The organism is Leifsonia sp. RCC_180 (genome assembly GCF_058138205.1).
This window is the reverse complement of record NZ_CP200340.1, coordinates 1,094,487-1,110,205: the sequence shown is the minus strand read 5'-3', so window position 1 is coordinate 1,110,205 and position 15,719 is coordinate 1,094,487. Positions and strand designations below refer to the sequence as shown.

General features: G+C 68.2%; 16 protein-coding genes. 8 read left to right on the top strand and 8 right to left on the bottom strand.

Annotated features, from left to right (window positions below; genetic code table 11):
* Nucleotides 1-531 carry a flavin reductase family protein gene (locus tag AB7E03_RS05480; RefSeq protein ID WP_489939993.1) on the bottom strand — a complete coding sequence of 177 codons (531 nt, stop codon included), beginning with the start codon at nucleotides 529-531 and terminating at the stop codon, nucleotides 1-3.
* 112 nt (nucleotides 532-643) lie between these two features.
* Between AB7E03_RS05480 and hisD the strand changes: the two genes are divergently transcribed.
* From hisD to AB7E03_RS05465, 3 genes are read left to right on the top strand one after another with little or no spacing between them, the layout of a single operon-like run.
* Nucleotides 644-1,954 carry a histidinol dehydrogenase gene (gene hisD / locus AB7E03_RS05475; RefSeq protein ID WP_489939991.1) on the top strand — a complete coding sequence of 437 codons (1,311 nt, stop codon included), beginning with the start codon at nucleotides 644-646 and terminating at the stop codon, nucleotides 1,952-1,954.
* Nucleotides 1,955-1,970: 16 nt separating this feature from the next.
* Nucleotides 1,971-2,441, top strand: a complete 471-nt coding sequence (nrdR, locus tag AB7E03_RS05470; RefSeq protein ID WP_441781932.1) for a transcriptional regulator NrdR — start codon at nucleotides 1,971-1,973, stop codon at nucleotides 2,439-2,441.
* Between the two features lie 49 nt (nucleotides 2,442-2,490).
* A complete protein-coding gene (locus tag AB7E03_RS05465) occupies nucleotides 2,491-3,534 on the top strand; it encodes a quinone-dependent dihydroorotate dehydrogenase (RefSeq protein WP_489939989.1) in 1,044 nt (347 codons plus the stop codon).
* Here AB7E03_RS05465 and AB7E03_RS05460 read toward each other — a convergent pair.
* Together AB7E03_RS05460 and AB7E03_RS05455 are read right to left on the bottom strand one after the other, a co-directional pair.
* Nucleotides 3,502-4,455, bottom strand: a complete 954-nt coding sequence (locus AB7E03_RS05460; protein ID WP_489939987.1) for an RNase H family protein — start codon at nucleotides 4,453-4,455, stop codon at nucleotides 3,502-3,504. The genes AB7E03_RS05465 and AB7E03_RS05460 overlap by 33 nt on opposite strands.
* A gap of 1 nt (nucleotide 4,456) precedes the next feature.
* Nucleotides 4,457-5,053: a DUF3043 domain-containing protein gene (locus tag AB7E03_RS05455; protein WP_441781935.1), complete on the bottom strand. Its 597-nt coding sequence runs from the start codon at nucleotides 5,051-5,053 to the stop codon at nucleotides 4,457-4,459.
* A gap of 41 nt (nucleotides 5,054-5,094) precedes the next feature.
* On the opposite strand from AB7E03_RS05455, the gene AB7E03_RS05450 reads away from it, so the two are divergent.
* From AB7E03_RS05450 to AB7E03_RS05430, 5 genes are all read left to right on the top strand, one after another.
* A complete protein-coding gene (locus AB7E03_RS05450) occupies nucleotides 5,095-6,549 on the top strand; it encodes a dipeptidase (protein ID WP_489939985.1) in 1,455 nt (484 codons plus the stop codon).
* A 93-nt stretch (nucleotides 6,550-6,642) separates the two neighbouring features.
* Nucleotides 6,643-6,999, top strand: a complete 357-nt coding sequence (gene erpA, locus AB7E03_RS05445) for an iron-sulfur cluster insertion protein ErpA (protein WP_441781937.1) — start codon at nucleotides 6,643-6,645, stop codon at nucleotides 6,997-6,999.
* A 143-nt stretch (nucleotides 7,000-7,142) separates the two neighbouring features.
* Entirely contained in the window at nucleotides 7,143-8,042 is a 900-nt protein-coding gene (gene ctaC, locus AB7E03_RS05440) for an aa3-type cytochrome oxidase subunit II (protein ID WP_441781938.1), read from the top strand.
* 8 nt (nucleotides 8,043-8,050) lie between these two features.
* On the top strand, nucleotides 8,051-9,799 hold the full coding sequence (gene ctaD / locus AB7E03_RS05435) for an aa3-type cytochrome oxidase subunit I (RefSeq protein WP_441781939.1): 1,749 nt from the start codon (nucleotides 8,051-8,053) through the stop codon (nucleotides 9,797-9,799).
* Nucleotides 9,800-9,802: 3 nt separating this feature from the next.
* Nucleotides 9,803-10,225, top strand: coding sequence for a cytochrome c oxidase subunit 4 (locus AB7E03_RS05430; protein WP_441781940.1), 423 nt, complete (start codon nucleotides 9,803-9,805; stop codon nucleotides 10,223-10,225).
* Nucleotides 10,226-10,546: 321 nt separating this feature from the next.
* Here AB7E03_RS05430 and AB7E03_RS05425 read toward each other — a convergent pair whose 3' ends face one another.
* The 5 genes from AB7E03_RS05425 to ctaE all read right to left on the bottom strand — a co-directional run bounded on the left by AB7E03_RS05425 (nucleotide 10,547) and on the right by ctaE (nucleotide 15,710).
* Nucleotides 10,547-11,386 carry a methyltransferase domain-containing protein gene (locus AB7E03_RS05425; protein WP_489939982.1) on the bottom strand — a complete coding sequence of 280 codons (840 nt, stop codon included), beginning with the start codon at nucleotides 11,384-11,386 and terminating at the stop codon, nucleotides 10,547-10,549.
* 92 nt (nucleotides 11,387-11,478) lie between these two features.
* Nucleotides 11,479-13,095: a cytochrome bc1 complex cytochrome b subunit gene (gene qcrB / locus AB7E03_RS05420; protein WP_489939980.1), complete on the bottom strand. Its 1,617-nt coding sequence runs from the start codon at nucleotides 13,093-13,095 to the stop codon at nucleotides 11,479-11,481.
* Nucleotides 13,092-14,159 carry a cytochrome bc1 complex Rieske iron-sulfur subunit gene (gene qcrA, locus AB7E03_RS05415; protein ID WP_441781943.1) on the bottom strand — a complete coding sequence of 356 codons (1,068 nt, stop codon included), beginning with the start codon at nucleotides 14,157-14,159 and terminating at the stop codon, nucleotides 13,092-13,094. The genes qcrB and qcrA overlap by 4 nt, the downstream gene beginning before the upstream one ends.
* A 48-nt stretch (nucleotides 14,160-14,207) precedes the next feature.
* Nucleotides 14,208-15,047: a cytochrome bc1 complex diheme cytochrome c subunit gene (gene qcrC / locus AB7E03_RS05410; protein ID WP_489939978.1), complete on the bottom strand. Its 840-nt coding sequence runs from the start codon at nucleotides 15,045-15,047 to the stop codon at nucleotides 14,208-14,210.
* A 24-nt stretch (nucleotides 15,048-15,071) separates the two neighbouring features.
* Nucleotides 15,072-15,710 carry an aa3-type cytochrome oxidase subunit III gene (ctaE, locus tag AB7E03_RS05405; RefSeq protein WP_285116373.1) on the bottom strand — a complete coding sequence of 213 codons (639 nt, stop codon included), beginning with the start codon at nucleotides 15,708-15,710 and terminating at the stop codon, nucleotides 15,072-15,074.
* Nucleotides 15,711-15,719: the final 9 nt, after the last annotated feature.

Below are 15,719 nucleotides of genomic sequence, written 5' to 3'. Positions count from 1 at the left end.
TCAGACGGGGGTGCCGGGGCGCCAGTAGGTGCGCTCGTGGTAGACCAGGGGCGCATCGTCCTCGCCGAGGCCGCCCTCCTCGATCTGCACGATCACCACGGCGCTGTTGTGCACTTGCACGCGCTCGATGATGCGCCCGACCATCCACGCGGTGGTGTCCTTGATGACGGGCAGTCCATGAGGTCCGCGATACCAGTGGTCGCCGATGAATCGCTGCTGGTTGTCGCCCGACAGCGTCTGCGCCACCTCGCGGTTGCGCACGCCGAGCGTGTGGATGACGACACGGTCGGTCTCCGCGATGGCCGGCCAGCTCGAGGCGGACAGCGCCATGTTGAACGTGGCGAGCGGCGGGACGGCGGCGAGTGAGGCCAGCGAGGTCGCGGTGAACCCGACCGGTGTGCCGTCATCGCGCTGCGCCGTGACGATGGCGACGCCGGCGGCGTGGCGCCGGAAGGTCTGGCGGAACGCCGCGAGGTCGGGAGTCGCGTCGGTGATCGCGCCATCGGTGGGGTCGGGGGATGCGCTGTTCATACGTCCTGTACAAGCTCCGATCGACGGCGGGCATTCCACAGGCCGCGACTTCTCCACAGCGGAGGAGGGGTCGCGCGACCGGGGATTCGGGGCGGGATAGGCTGGTCTGGCCATGATCCAGACCATCGATCTCCGCGGTGTCCAGCCTACCCGCGCCGCTTTTGAGCGCCTCGTGCCCCGTCCCGTCGTGGATGTGCAGGTGGCGATGTCCGTGGCGTCCGAGCTCATAGACGACGTGCGTCATCGCGGGCTTGCTGCGCTGGTCGAGCAGGCCGAGCGCTTCGACGGCGCGGCGCCCGCTTCCGTCCGCGTCCCGCAGTCCGAGATCGACGCGGCCGTCGCGGCGCTCCCGGCCGACGTGCGCGAGGCGCTGGAGGAGGCCATCGCGCGCGTCCGCGAGGCGACCGCCGCCCAGGTTCCGCCGGCCGCCGAGACCGTGATCCGTCCGGGGGCGACGATCGTGCAGCGCTGGCAGCCGGTCGAGCGCGCGGGCCTGTACGTTCCGGGCGGCAAGGCGGTGTACCCGTCGAGCGTGGTCATGAACGCGGTCCCGGCGCAGGTCGCCGGCGTGGCGTCGGTCGCACTCGCCAGCCCGCCGCAGCGGGAGTTCGGGGGAGCGGTCCACCCGGCCATCCTCGGAGCAGCCGGCCTGCTCGGCATCGACGAGGTCTACGCGATGGGTGGCGCCGGGGCGATCGGCGCCCTCGCTTTCGGTGTCGAGGAAATCGGCCTGGAGCCGGTCCAGGTCATCACCGGGCCCGGCAACATCTACGTGGCTGCGGCGAAGCGCGTGGTTCGCGGTCAGGCCGGGATCGATTCGGAGGCGGGGACCACCGAGATTCTCGTGATCGCCGACGACACGGCCGATGCCGGGTACGTCGCCGCCGACCTGGTCAGCCAGGCGGAGCACGACGAGGCCGCCGCATCCCTGCTGGTCACCGACAGCCCGAAGTTCGCCGAGCGCGTCGTCGCCGAACTCGACCCGCTGGCCGCCGCGACGAAGCACGCCGAACGGGTGCGGACCGCTCTCGGCGGACCGCAGTCGGCCGTCGTGCTCGTCGACGACCTGCAGGCGGCGGCCGCCTTCAGCAACGCGTACGGGCCGGAGCACCTCGAGCTGCAGACGGCCGATCCGGAGGGGCTGCTCGCGTCGATCCACAACGCCGGCGCCATCTTCCTCGGGCCGACGTCTCCGGTCAGCCTGGGCGACTACTTGGCTGGGTCGAACCACGTGCTGCCGACGGGCGGCCAGGCGCGGTTCTCGTCGGGCCTCGGCGCCTACTCGTTCCTCCGGCCCCAGCAGGTCGTCGCTTACGACCGCGACGCCTTGCGGGACGTGGCCGACCGTATTGTGGCTCTCTCGACGGCGGAAGACCTGCCGGCGCACGGAGAAGCGGTCACCCAGCGGTTCCGCATCCGCTGAGCGATAGAATCCCACCATGTTCTGCCCCTTCTGCCGTCACCCCGACTCCCGTGTCATCGACTCGCGGACGAGCGACGACGGACTCTCCATCCGCCGACGCCGGCAGTGCCCCGAGTGCGGCCGTCGCTTCTCCACCACCGAGACGGCGAGCCTCAGCGTGATCAAGCGCAGCGGCGTGGCGGAGCCGTTCAGCCGCGAGAAGATCGTGCTCGGCGTGCGCAAGGCCTGCCAGGGCCGACCGGTCACCGACTCGGACCTCGCGGTGCTGGCAGGCAAGGTGGAGGAGACGATCCGTTCGACGGGTGCGTCGCAGATCGAGGCGAACGACATCGGCCTCGCCATCCTCCCGGAACTTCGCGAACTCGACGAGGTCGCGTACCTGCGCTTCGCGAGCGTCTACCAGGCATTCGACTCGCTCGACGACTTCGAGGCGGCCATCAGCTCGCTGCGTCTGGCTCACCAGCCGGAGCCGGCAGAGGCCAAGTAAACAGCTGGCGGAGCTCGGCAGCCGGTCCAGCCGGTATTCTCCAAGTGGCATGTATCGCGCACTCTTCACCCTCGTCCTGTCCCGCCTCGATCCTGAGCGGGCCCATCACCTCGCCTTCGTGGTGATCCGCCTTCTCGCGACCCTGGGGCTCGGCGGTCTCGTGCGCCGGTTCACCGCGCCCGACCCGTCCCTGGCGGTGGAGGCCCTCGGGCTGCGATTCGACTCGCCGTTCGGCGTCGCGGCGGGCTTCGACAAGGACGGCGAGGCGGTGCTGGGCCTCGGCGCACTCGGGTTCGGCCACGTCGAGGTCGGCACGATCACCGCGCGCCCGCAGCCCGGCAACGACAAGCCGCGGCTGTTCCGCCTGATCCCGGATCGCGCCGTGATCAACCGCATGGGCTTCAACAATCACGGAGCAGGCAGAGCCGCCGACCGGCTGCTGCGTGTCCGTCGCTCCCACCGTCGCCCCGTCCTCGGTGTCAACATCGGCAAGTCGCGCATCGTCGCGGTCGAGGACGCCACGGCCGACTACCTCACCAGCGCCCGGGCGCTCGCTCCGGTCGCCGACTACCTCGTCGTCAACGTCAGCTCGCCCAATACTCCCGGCCTGCGCGGCCTGCAGGAGCTCGAACTCCTGAGCCCGCTGCTCTCCGCCGTGAAGGAGGTCGCGGGGGAGACCCCGCTGCTGGTGAAGATCGCACCCGACCTCACCGACGAGCAGGTCGAGCGGATCGCGCGTCTCACCGTCGAACTCGGGCTCGCGGGCATCATCGCGACGAACACCACGGTCTCTCGAGACGGGCTCCGCACCGATGCCGCCGTCGTGGAGGCGGCCGGCGCCGGAGGCCTGAGCGGTGCTCCGCTGGCGGCGCGCTCCCTCGCCGTGCTGCGCCTCATCCGCACGGTCGTCCCGGCCGAGCTCTGCGTCATCTCCGTCGGAGGTGTCGAGACGGCCGAGGATGTGCAGGAGCGAATGGATGCCGGAGCAACCCTTGTGCAGGGCTACACGGCGTTCCTCTACCGCGGCCCGCTGTGGGCATGGCAGATCAACCGGGGACTGCTACGCCTCCGGCGTTCCCTGGTGGAAGCGTAGGCGCCAGCGACCGGAGCTGCGCACCCAGAGGGAGCTGCGCAGGGTCGCGCCCCGCGCATCCATCGTCCGGGCGGTGAGGAGCAGCGTCTCGGGGGAGACGCGGTCCACTCCGAGCACTTCGATGCCCGCAGCGGGGGCGTCCTCGTCGGCGAGCTCGGAGACGAGCGCGTCGCGGCCCCAGAGGCGGCCGGACCGGCCGATTTCCTCGAAAGACGGATGCAGCAGCTCGGCCAACCGCGAGGCGTCGGAACGCACGGCCGGCTCGAGCAGCTCGCGCTCCAGGCGGGCGACGACCTCTTCGTCCGTCTCCTCGGGCGGCAGGTTGTCGAAAAGGTCGAACTCGAGCGGCACGTCGGTGCTCGGCTCGGCGGGTGGCGCTGCACTCGGCTCGGCAGCAGGAGTCGCAGCAGCCTCGGGCGTCGCAGCAGCCTCCGGGGCCGCGGCGAGGCTGGGTTCATGACCACCCCACCCGGGCCCGATCGGGATGGGATCGCCGTTCTGATACGCGGATGCGACGGCGCGGGCGCGTACGTCGGCCGCCTCGTTCAGGTCGTGACCGGCGTGCCCCTTCACCCACTCGAACTCGTAGCGGCGCCCCTGCAGGGCGCGATCGAGCCGTTCGAGGAGCTCCCGGTTCATCACCGGGGCGCCGTCGGCCTTACGCCAGCCTTTGCGCTTCCAGCCCGGCATCCACTTCGTCACCGCGTTGATGACGTACTGGCTGTCGCAGAAGATGTGCAGGTCTTCGCCGAGGTGGGCCGTCGCCTCCAGGAGGTCGATGACGGCCATCAGCTCGCCCTGGTTGTTGGTGCCGTGGGGCCAGCCACCCGCGGACCAGTGCGCGTCATCCACATACCAAGCCCACCCGGCGGGGCCGGGGTTGCCGAGGGCAGAGCCGTCGGCCGCTGCGACGATCGCCACGTCAGCTCGGGAACTGGCCGCGCTTGACCTGCGGCTTCGGCAGGCGCATCACGCGCAGCTGGAGCGCACGCATGGCGCCGTACCAGCGCACGCCGCGCTCGACCTTCGACGCGCCGAACTTCGCCGCGAGGCGCTTCCGGACCAGGAATCCGAGCACGAAGCAGTCGATGACGGCGATGAGGAAGAAGCCCCACAGCGCGAACAGGCCGTACACCTGCAGGGCCGCCACGGGGAGGAAGGTCAGGATGATGACGATCAGCATGACCGGGATGAGGAACTCGCCGATCGAGAAGCGCGCGTCGACGTAGTCGCGCACATAGCGACGCTGAGGGCCGCGGTCGCGAGCGGTCAGATAGCGGTCGTCGCCGGCTGCCATGCCCAGGCGCGCCTTCTCGCGGGCCTCCGCCTGCTTCTGCCGGGCGACGCGGGCCGCCTCCTTGCGGTCGGTCGGGACCAGTGGACGCTTGCGGGCGGCCTCCTGCTGGCGGCGGGTGGGTGTAGGAGCACCCTTGCCCTGCCGAATACGCTCAGCGGTCTCTTCGGGGGTCTCCGGTGCGGGCGTCTCCGCCTCGCTCGCCGCGTTCTGTCGTTTCGCCAACTTCGAGCCTTCGTTCGTGGGGTCGGCTTAAGATTACCCGCATGACAGACAGCCAGGAGACCCCCGTTCCGCCCGTCAGCGACACCGCCGACCCGAACACGCCGGACGCCGTCGAGACGCAGGTGCGTTCCGCGGTCGACGCCGGGCTGCCGTCGGCGATCGCCGACCTCTCGCAGCTGGTCCGCATCCCCTCGGTGTCGTGGTCGGCGTTCGACCCGGAGAACGTCCGGAAGAGTGCTGACGCGGTCGCGGCGCTGCTGACGGAGACGGGCGCCTTCGACCGCGTCGAGGTGAAGCAGGCGGCTATCGGCGACGGTGGCACCCTCGGGCAGCCTGCCGTGCTCGCCACGCGGGCCGCCAAGAACGGCCGGCCCACCGTCCTCCTGTATGCGCACCACGACGTGCAGCCGGAAGGCGATGCGGCGAACTGGGAGACCTCGCCCTTCGAGCCGACCGTCCGCGGCGACCGCCTGTACGGCCGGGGCGCGGCCGATGACAAGGCGGGCGTCATGACCCACGTCGCCACCGTCCGCGCCCTCACTGAAGTGCTGGGGGATGACCTGGAGGTCGGCCTCGCCGTCTTCATCGAGGGGGAGGAGGAGTTCGGCTCGCGCTCGTTCGCCAACTTCCTGGAGGACAACAAGGACGCCCTGGCGGCCGACGTCATCGTGGTCGCCGATTCCGACAACGTCGACGTGAACACGCCGGCGCTCACCGTCTCGCTTCGTGGCAACGTGACCTTCCGCCTCACGGTCTCGACGCTCGAGCACGCCTCGCACTCCGGGATGTACGGCGGCGCCGCTCCGGATGCGATGCTCGCCGTGGTGAAGCTGCTCGCCACCCTGCACGACGAGGACGGCGCGGTCGCTGTCGACGGACTGACCTCGTACACCGACGCCGACGAGCCGCCCGCGTTCAGCGAGGAACAGCTCGCGGAGGACGCCGCATTCCTCTCCGGTGTCACGAGCATCGGGAGGGGCCCCATCCTGTCGCGGATGTGGTCGCAGCCGACCATCACCGTCACCGGCATCGACGCGCCCAGCGTCGCCAACGCCTCCAACACGCTCCTTCCGAGCGTCGCCGTGCGCATCAGCTCCCGCGTCGCGCCCGGGCAGCCGGCCCGCGAGGCGTACGAGGCGCTCGAGCGCCACCTGCGCGCGCACGCGCCGTTCGGAGCGCACATCGCCATCGACGATGTGGATCTCGGCGACCCGTTCCTGGTCGACACGGCCGGCTGGGCGGCCACCGAGGCGAAGCGTGCGATGACCGACGCGTGGGGGAAGGAAGCAGTGGAGACGGGGATCGGCGGGTCCATCCCGTTCATCGCCGACCTGGTGCGTGAGTTCCCCTCGGCGCAGATCCTCGTCACCGGTGTCGAGGACCCGGACACCCGCGCACACAGCCCCAACGAGTCGCTCCACCTCGGGGTGTTCAAGCGGGCGATCCTCACCGAAGCGCTGCTGCTGGCGCGCCTCAACGCACGCACCGCATCCTGAGTCGGTGACGTGCTCTCCCGAATTCGCAGGAGAGCGACGTACAATCGACGCAGATTTCGTTCCGAAGCCTGAACCATCCTGAAGAGGAGCCCCATGACCGACACAACGCTGACCGCGACCAAGGCCCACGGAGTCGGCCTCACCGACACCGCGGCGTCCAAGGTCAGGAGCCTGCTCGAGCAGGAAGGCCGCGACGACCTGCGCCTGCGCGTCGCCGTCCAGCCCGGTGGATGCTCGGGTCTGATCTACCAGCTGTACTTCGACGAGCGGATGCTCGACGGAGACGCGACCGTCGACTTCGACGGGGTGGAGGTCATCGTCGACAAGATGAGCGTGCCGTACCTCGACGGCGCGACCATCGATTTCGAGGACACGATCCAGAAGCAGGGCTTCACGATCGACAACCCCAACGCGACCGGTTCCTGCGCGTGCGGAGACTCGTTCCACTAGGTCGTATAGCACACCAGAACACACAGGGCCGCCCTCCACAGGGCGGCCCTTTTGTTCGGATCAGGGTGTCAGTCGGAGTAGGGTAGAAACAGCCACATACAGTTACATGTGAACTGTCCCAGTAGTCACTCGAAAGGTCACCGGTGCGTCACAATCGCCGTCTCCGATGGGCTGCCATCCCGATCGCTGCGACGCTCGTCGTGGCACTCGCGGGCTGCACGCAGGCTCAGCTGCACGGATTCCTCCCGGGCTTCGCGGAGGGCGAGCCGCCCGTCACGAACCACACCGACCGCATCAGCGGCCTCTGGGTGACCAGCTGGATCGTGCTCCTCATCGTCGGCATCGTCGTCTGGGGTCTGACACTGTGGGCGGTCATCGTCTACCGCCGCCGGAAGGGCCAGACCGGCCTCCCCGTGCAGCTGCGGTACAACATGCCGATCGAGATCTTCTACACGATCGTTCCGCTCATCCTGGTGCTCGGCTTCTTCGCCTTCACCGCCCGCGACCAGAACGCCATCGAGAAGCCGTACGCCGACCCGGACGTCAAGATCCAGGTCTACGCGAAGCAGTGGGCGTGGGACTTCAACTACGTCACCGACAACGTCTACGACCCGGGAATCCAGGTCCAGCCCGATGACAACAGCGCCACCCCCGGCTCGGTCCAGGAGGGCGAGGTCCCGACCCTGTACCTCCCCGAGAACAAGAAGATCACGATCCAGCTCGACTCGCGCGACGTGATCCACTCGTTCTGGGTTCCCGCGATGCTCTACAAGAAAGACGTCATCCCGGGCAAGACTAACTACATGTACTTCGAGACGACCGACCGCACCGGCACCTTCGTCGGCAAGTGCGCCGAGCTGTGCGGCGAGTACCACTCGGCGATGCTCTTCAACGTGAAGATCGTGTCGCAGTCCGAGTACGACGCCCACATCCAGAAGCTCCGCGACCAGGGCTACGAAGGCCAGCTGGGCTCCGAGTACGACCGCAACCAGAACCTGCCAGGACGGGGAGCTCCTTCGGGCCCCCAGGGCGGCAACGAGTAGGACGCAAGATGACGACGACTGCACCGGCTCCTGGAGCCACCGCCGCTCCGAAGCCAGCGCCCACGATCCTCACCGCGAACGGTGCGGCTCGTAAGGGCAACATCCTGGTGAACTACATCACGTCGACGGACCACAAGACGATCGGGTACATGTACCTGATCTCGTCGTTCATCTACTTCCTCGTCGGCGGCGTGATGGCTCTGATCATCCGCGCCCAGCTGTTCGAGCCGGGTCTGAACGTCGTGGCCACCAAAGAGCAGTACAACCAGCTGTTCACGATGCACGGCACGATCATGCTGCTCATGTTCGCGACGCCGCTGTTCGCCGGATTCGCCAACGTGCTCATGCCGCTGCAGATCGGTGCGCCCGACGTGGCGTTCCCGCGACTGAACGCGCTGGCCTACTGGTTCTACTCGTTCGGCTCGCTCATCGCCGTGGCCGGCTTCCTCACCCCGCAGGGGGCGGCGTCCTTCGGCTGGTTCGCCTACGCGCCATTGTCGAGTACGACGTTCTCGCCAGGAATCGGCGGAAACCTCTGGGTACTGGGCCTCGGCCTCTCGGGCTTCGGCACCATCCTCGGTGCGGTGAACTTCATCACCACGATCATCACCATGCGTGCGCCGGGTATGACCATGTTCCGGATGCCGATCTTCACCTGGAACACCCTGGTGACCTCGATCCTCGTGCTGATGGCCTTCCCGGTCCTCGCGGCCGCGCTGTTCGCTCTGGCGGCGGATCGCGTCTTCGATGCGCACATCTACGATGCGGCCAACGGCGGAGCTCTGCTCTGGCAGCACCTGTTCTGGTTCTTCGGGCATCCCGAGGTGTACATCATCGCGCTACCGTTCTTCGGCATCGTGTCCGAGATTTTCCCGGTGTTCAGCCGCAAGCCGATCTTCGGGTACAAGACGCTGGTGTACGCGACGATCGCCATCGCTGCCCTGTCGGTCACCGTCTGGGCGCACCACATGTACGTCACCGGCTCGGTGTTGCTGCCCTGGTTCTCGCTGATGACGATGCTCATCGCGGTCCCCACCGGCGTGAAGATCTTCAACTGGATCGGCACCATGTGGCGCGGCTCGCTGACGTTCGAGTCGCCGATGCTGTGGTCGATCGGCTTCCTGATCACGTTCACGTTCGGTGGTCTCACTGGCGTCATCCTCGCGTCGCCGCCGCTCGACTTCCACGTGTCGGACACGTACTTCGTGGTCGCGCACTTCCACTACGTGGTGTTCGGCACGGTCGTGTTCGCCATGTTCGCCGGGTTCTACTTCTGGTGGCCGAAGTGGACGGGCAAGATGCTCAATGACCGTCTGGGCAAGTGGCACTTCTGGCTGCTGTTCATCGGGTTCCACACGACCTTCCTCATCCAGCACTGGCTGGGCGTCGTGGGCATGCCCCGTCGGTACGCGACCTATCTGCCGTCGGACGGTTTCACCTGGATGAACCAGGTGTCGTCGATCGGCGCCGGCATCCTCGCGATCTCGATGATCCCGTTCTTCGTCAACGTGTACCTGACCGCGCGCAACGCGCCGAAGGTCACAGTCAACGACCCGTGGGGCTACGGCCGTTCGCTCGAGTGGGCGACCAGCTGCCCGCCGCCGCGACACAACTTCACGTCGATCCCGCGGATCCGTTCGGAGTCGCCGGCGTTCGACCTGAACCACCCCGAGGCCGGCATCCCGATCGGCATCGGCCCGGCGAAGGACGCCCCGGACGCTCCCGTCCACGACACCGCGAAGGACGAGGTGAAGTAACTGATGCGCGCTAACGCCCTGCTGTTCTGGATCCTGTCCGCGTTCTTCCTGCTGTCGGCGATCGTTTACACCCTGTGGAACCTGCTCGATCAGGCCCACCGCAACGTGGAGTGGGTCGGCACTGTCGGCATGCTGCTCGCTGCGATCCTGGCCGCGTTCATCGCCTTCTACGTCGGCCGCTCCCACGCCGCTCAGGGCGGGGAGCTGCCCGAGGACCGCCTCGACGCGAACATCGACGACGGCGACCCGGAGCTCGGGCACTTCAGCCCGTGGAGCTGGTGGCCGGTCGCCCTCGCCTTCGGCGCGGGCCTCGTCATCCTCGGTCTCGCTGTCGGCTTCTGGATCTGCTACATCGGTGTGGCTTTCAGCCTCATCTGCATCGTCGGCTGGGTCTACGAGTACTACCGCGGCTACTTCGCCCGCTGACCCGCGCACCCGAAAGGGCCGTCTCCCTCCGGGAGGCGGCCCTTTCTGCGTTCTCTGTCATCGAGTGGTCCCAACACGCCGCGTGGCCCCTCACGCCGCGGCGTGTCGGGACCAGCAGCTGGCGTGAGGTGTCGTCTCGGGCGCGCGCGGCACTCCCGCTCTCCGATCCAGTTGACGCGACACGCCGTCGCGACGGCTGCGCGGATGGCGTGTTGCGTCATCTGGACGAATCCGGGGTTGCCGTCGTCGAATGGAGGCGACATGCCGTGTTGCGTCAACTCGAGCGCGGGAAGAGATCGTCGCGGCGATGAAGAGTGCGGGTCAACGGGCGGCGAAGCGCAGGACGTCGACGGAGACGCGCGTGACGGAAGGGTTGGCGGTGGGCGTGCCCGCGGCGGCGGCGTGGCGGGCCGACGGGCCCATGCCCGCCAGAGCGGCGGCGAGTTCGTCGGTGAGCGGCAGGTCGTACGCGACAGGTTCGCGCGCCTCCAGGGCGTACAGGGGCTCTGAGGCGGCAATGACGTCGTCCGCCTTGTCCGACGGGATGTCGAGCATCGAACCCGCCGCCCGCAACGAACCGAGGTGGTCGGCGCGGGGTACCACGATGACCAGCACGCCGCCGGGACGCAGCACACGATGGAACTCGGGGAGATTGCGGGGAGCGAAGACGTCCAGCACCGTGTCGGCGGTTCCCGTGCGGACGGGGAGGGGCCGCCAGGTGTCCGCGACCAGACCATCCACCCGGTCGGATGCGCGCACGGCGCGGGACACGCCCTGCGGCGACAAGTCCATCGCGAGCCCCTGCGCTGCCGGGAGAGCCGCCAGCGCCGCGCGGAGGTAGTGGCCTGTGCCGGCGCCCGCATCCAGCACCCGGCCACCGCCGGCAGCACCCACCGCCGCACCGACCGCAGCACCGGCGACGGCGTCGGCGATGGGGGAGTAGGCGCCGCCTTCGAGCACGCGGTCGCGCGCGTCCAGCATCTCGGTGGTGTCGCCCAGGTGCTTGCTTCCACCGCCCAGCAGCGACACGTAGCCGCGCTTGTTCACGTCGTGCCGGTGTCCGTTCGCGCACCCGAGCGTCAGGGCGTCGACCGGCTCCAGGTCGGCGGTGCACACCGGGCAGCGCAACCAGGAGGCCAGACGGCTCAGTTCAGCGGGCATCGGCGGGCACCTCGCAGAGTGACGGACGGACGGCGGAAACGCGGAAGCGCCGGCGCGAACGCACCGGCGCTTCCGACGGAGACGGATGACCGTCAGTGGTGGTCGTGGCCCGACTCGAGCTCGCCCCTCGTGGGCGGCAGGATGCGGTCCTCGAAGAACCAGCGGGACAGCCCGGCACGCATCCGGTTGGCCGCGGTGATCTTGCCGCGACGGTTCGGACGGAGCATCAGCGGCTCGTACGACTCGAACGAGACCAGACGCCAGCGCTCGTAGTCGCTCAGCTGCTCGTGCACCTCGATGAACTCACCACCGGGCAACTTCACGATGCGGCCCGACTCGTAGCCGTGGAGGGCGATCGAGCGGTCCTTCTTCTGGAGTGCGAGACACACGCGCTTCGTCACGACGTAGGCGATCAGCGGCCCGATGAACAGCAGGGCCTGGAGAGCGTGGATGACACCCTCCATCGTCAGCTTGAAGTGCGTCGCGATGAGGTCCGAGCTCGCCGCCGCCCAGAAGACCGCGTAGAACGTGACACCGGCTGCGCCGATCGCCGTACGGCTGGCCGCGTTGCGCGGACGGTCCAGGATGTGGTGCTCACGCTTGTCGCCCGTGACCCACGCCTCGAGGAACGGGTAGATCATGACCGTCACGATGAACAGGCCGAGGATCGCGACCGGGACGATGATGTTGAACGACCAGGTGCGGTCGAGCCACACGAACTCCCAGCCCGGCGGGACCAGACGCAGGGCGCCGTCCGCGAAGCCGATGTACCAGTCCGGCTGCGTACCCGCAGACACCGGGGAGGGGTCGTAGGGGCCGTAGGTCCAGATCGGGTTGATCGTGAAGAACGAGGCGATCAGCACCAGCACGCCGAAGACGATGAAGAAGAAGCCGCCGGCCTTGGCCGCGTACACCGGGAGGACCGGGTAGCCGACCACGTTGCCCTGCGTGCGGCCAGGGGCCGCGTACTGGGTGTGCTTGTGGATCACCACGAACATCAGGTGCAGCGCGATGAACGCCACGACGAACGCGGGGAGAAGCAGGATGTGCAGCGTGTACAGACGACCGACGATAGCGGTACCGGGGAACTCACCCCCGAAGAGCAGGAACGAGATCCAGGTGCCGACCACCGGCAGGCCCTTGACCAGGCCGTCGATGATGCGGAGGCCGTTGCCCGAGAGCAGGTCGTCCGGCAGCGAGTAGCCGGTGAAGCCCTCGCCCATCGCCAGGATGAAGAGCACGAAGCCGATCACCCAGTTCAGCTCACGCGGCTTGCGGAACGCACCCGTGAAGAAGATGCGGAGCATGTGCAGGCCGATGGATGCCACGAACAGCAGTGCCGCCCAGTGGTGGATCTGACGGACCAGCAGACCGCCGCGCACCTCGAACGAGATGTTCAGCGTGCTCTGCATCGCAGAGGACATCTCGATGCCCTTCAGGGGCACGTACGAGCCGTTGTAGACGACCTCCGCCATGGAGGCCTGGAAGAAGAACGTGAGGAAGGTGCCCGACAGCAGGATCACGATGAAGCTGTAGAGCGCGACCTCGCCGAGGAGGAAGGACCAGTGGTCGGGGAAGATCTTCCGGCCGAACTCCTTGACGGCGCCTGAGATGCTGGTGCGGTCCTCGAGGTAGTTCGCGGCTGCCGCCGTGAATCCGCCCTTCGGGGCCGTCGTCGTTGCCGCGGGTGCGGCGGTCGTGGTGCTCAATGGCGCTCCCAGAAGCTTGGGCCGACGGGCTCGTGGAAGTCGCTACGGGCGACCAGGTAGCCATCGGCGTCGACGGTGATCGGCAGCTGCGGCAGCGGCCGCTTCGCCGGTCCGAAGATGACCTGCGCTTCGTGCGTGATGTCGAACTGCGACTGGTGGCACGGGCAGAGCAGGTGGTGCGTCTGCTGCTCGTAGAGCGCCACCGGGCACCCGACGTGCGTGCAGATCTTGGAGTAGGCGACGATGCCGTCGTAGTTCCAGTTCTCGCGGCCCTTGGACACGTGCAGGTCTTCGGGCTTGAGGCGCATGAGCAGCACGGCCGCCTTGGCCTTCTGCTCCAGCAGGTCGGGAGCCTCGTTGAGGCCCTCGGGGATGACGTGGAACGCACTGCCGAGCGTCACATCCGACGCCTTGATCGGGGTTCCCGACGGGTCGCGGGTGAGGCGCACGCCCTTGGCCCACATCGTGTTGGAGAGCAGCTCCACCGGGTCTTCGTTCGCCGGTGCGAGACCGCGGAACAGGACGACGGCGGGGAGAGGGAAGGCGATCAGCGCGCCGATGAGGCTGTTGCGGACGAGGGTGCGACGGCTGAAGCCCGACTCCTCGTCGGCCTGGCGGAAGATCTCCGCTGCACGCTCGGTCGTCGGCTCGCTCCCGCGGACCGGGTGCCGGAGGTCGACGCCCTCCTTCTCGTGCATGAGCGCCTTGCCCCAGTGGACAGCGCCGATGCCGATGGCGAGGAGCGCGAGGGCGCCGCCGATGCCGATGAACAGGTTGTTCAGGCGGACAGAGCCCGGGTCGCTGGCGACGATCGGGAAGGCGAGGTACGCGGCGACCGCCCAGACCGAGCCTGCGATCGACAGGTAGAACAGCGTGTAGACGACGCGCTCGGCGCGCCGCTCCTTGCGCGGGTCGAGGTCCGTGACGCGAGGGCGGTGCGGCGGGAAGCCGGGGTTCTCGACGGCGTCGCGGATGATCAGCGCCGTTCCGGGGTCGCCGGTCCGGTGCTCCTCAGACGAACTGGCAGGCGTCAGCTCGCGACCGCCGTTCTCGTCCTGTGCCATTGCTCTCCTTCTTACGACTAACTCTGTGTGACCGTGTGCGGCGGTGGCCTAGTTGGACTTCGCTGTGATCCACACGGTGAGGGCGACGATGGCGCCCAGACCGAAGATCCACAGGAAGAGGCCCTCGGCCACCGGGCCCAGGTTGCCGAGCTCGAAGCCGCCCGGGGACGGGTTGTTCTGGATGTACTTGAGGTACGTGATGATGTCGGCCTTGCCCTGCGGCGTGATGTTCAGGTCGTTGAACACGGGCATGTTCTGCGGGCCGGTGACCATGGCCTCGTAGATGTGCTCGGCGCTGACGCCGGTCAGCGGCGGGGCGTACTTGCCCTCGGTCAGTGCGCCACCGGCTCCGGCGACGTTGTGGCACATCGCGCAGTTGATGCGGAACAGCTCGGCGCCGTGTGCGGCGTCGCCCTTCCCGTCGAGGTACTTCTGCTCGGGGATGGAGGGGCCGGGGGCGAGGGACGCGACGTAGTCGGCGAGCGCCTTGACCTGGTCGTCGGTGAACTGGACCGGCTTCTCCTGCGCCTGCGGGCCCTGCATCTGCATGGGCATGCGGCCGGTGCCGACCTGGAAGTCGACGGCGGCGGCGCCGACGCCGATCAGGCTGGGGGCGACCGAGCTGCCCTGGGCGTTCAGCCCGTGGCAGGTGGCGCAGTTGGCCTGGAAGAGCTTCTTGCCCTCGTCGACCGAGTTCTGGCTCGCCGCGGCGACCTGCGGCTCGTCGGCGGAAGCGGTGGTGGTCGTGAACGCGGCGTAGGCGCCACCGGTCAGTCCCAGCCCGATCGCGAGAAGCGCGACAGTGGCCAGCGGGTGACGGCGGCCGGCCTTGCGGGCAGGCTTGGCCTTGGTGGCCTGCTTGCCGGTGCCGGTGTTTTTCGGACGCATGGGGTGAAGAACGCTCCTGTTTCCTTATCGGATGATGTAGATGACCGCGAACAGGCCGATCCACACGACGTCGACGAAGTGCCAGTAGTACGAGACGACGATGGCACTGGTCGCCTCCTTGTGGCCGAAGGTCTTGACCGCGAAGGCGCGGCCGATGACGAGCAGGAAGGCGATGAGCCCGCCCGTCACGTGCAGGGCGTGGAAGCCGGTGGTGAGGTAGAAGGCCGAGCCGTAGGCGTTGGCGCTCAGCGAGATGCCCTCGGAGACGAGCGTGGCGTACTCGAGCACCTGGCCGGAGACGAAGATCGCGCCCAGCAGGTAGGAGAGCGTGAACCACTCGACCATGCCCCACTTGGCCGGGCTCCAGCCCGTCCGGCGGGGCTGCAGGCGCTCCGCGGCGAACACTCCGAACTGGCAGGTGAACGAGCTCGCGACCAGGATGATCGTGTTCGTCAGCGCGTACGGGACGTTCAGGTGCTGCGTCTCGGCGGCCCACAGATCCGGAGACGTCGACTTGAGAGTGAAGTAGATCGCGAACAGACCCGCGAAGAACATCACCTCGGAGCCGAGCCAGACGATGGTGCCGACGGCCACGACATTGGGCCGGTTGATCGCCGGCGCACTCGTTGCAGGAGAAATGGAGGTGCTCGTCACGTAACCCATTATGGCTGA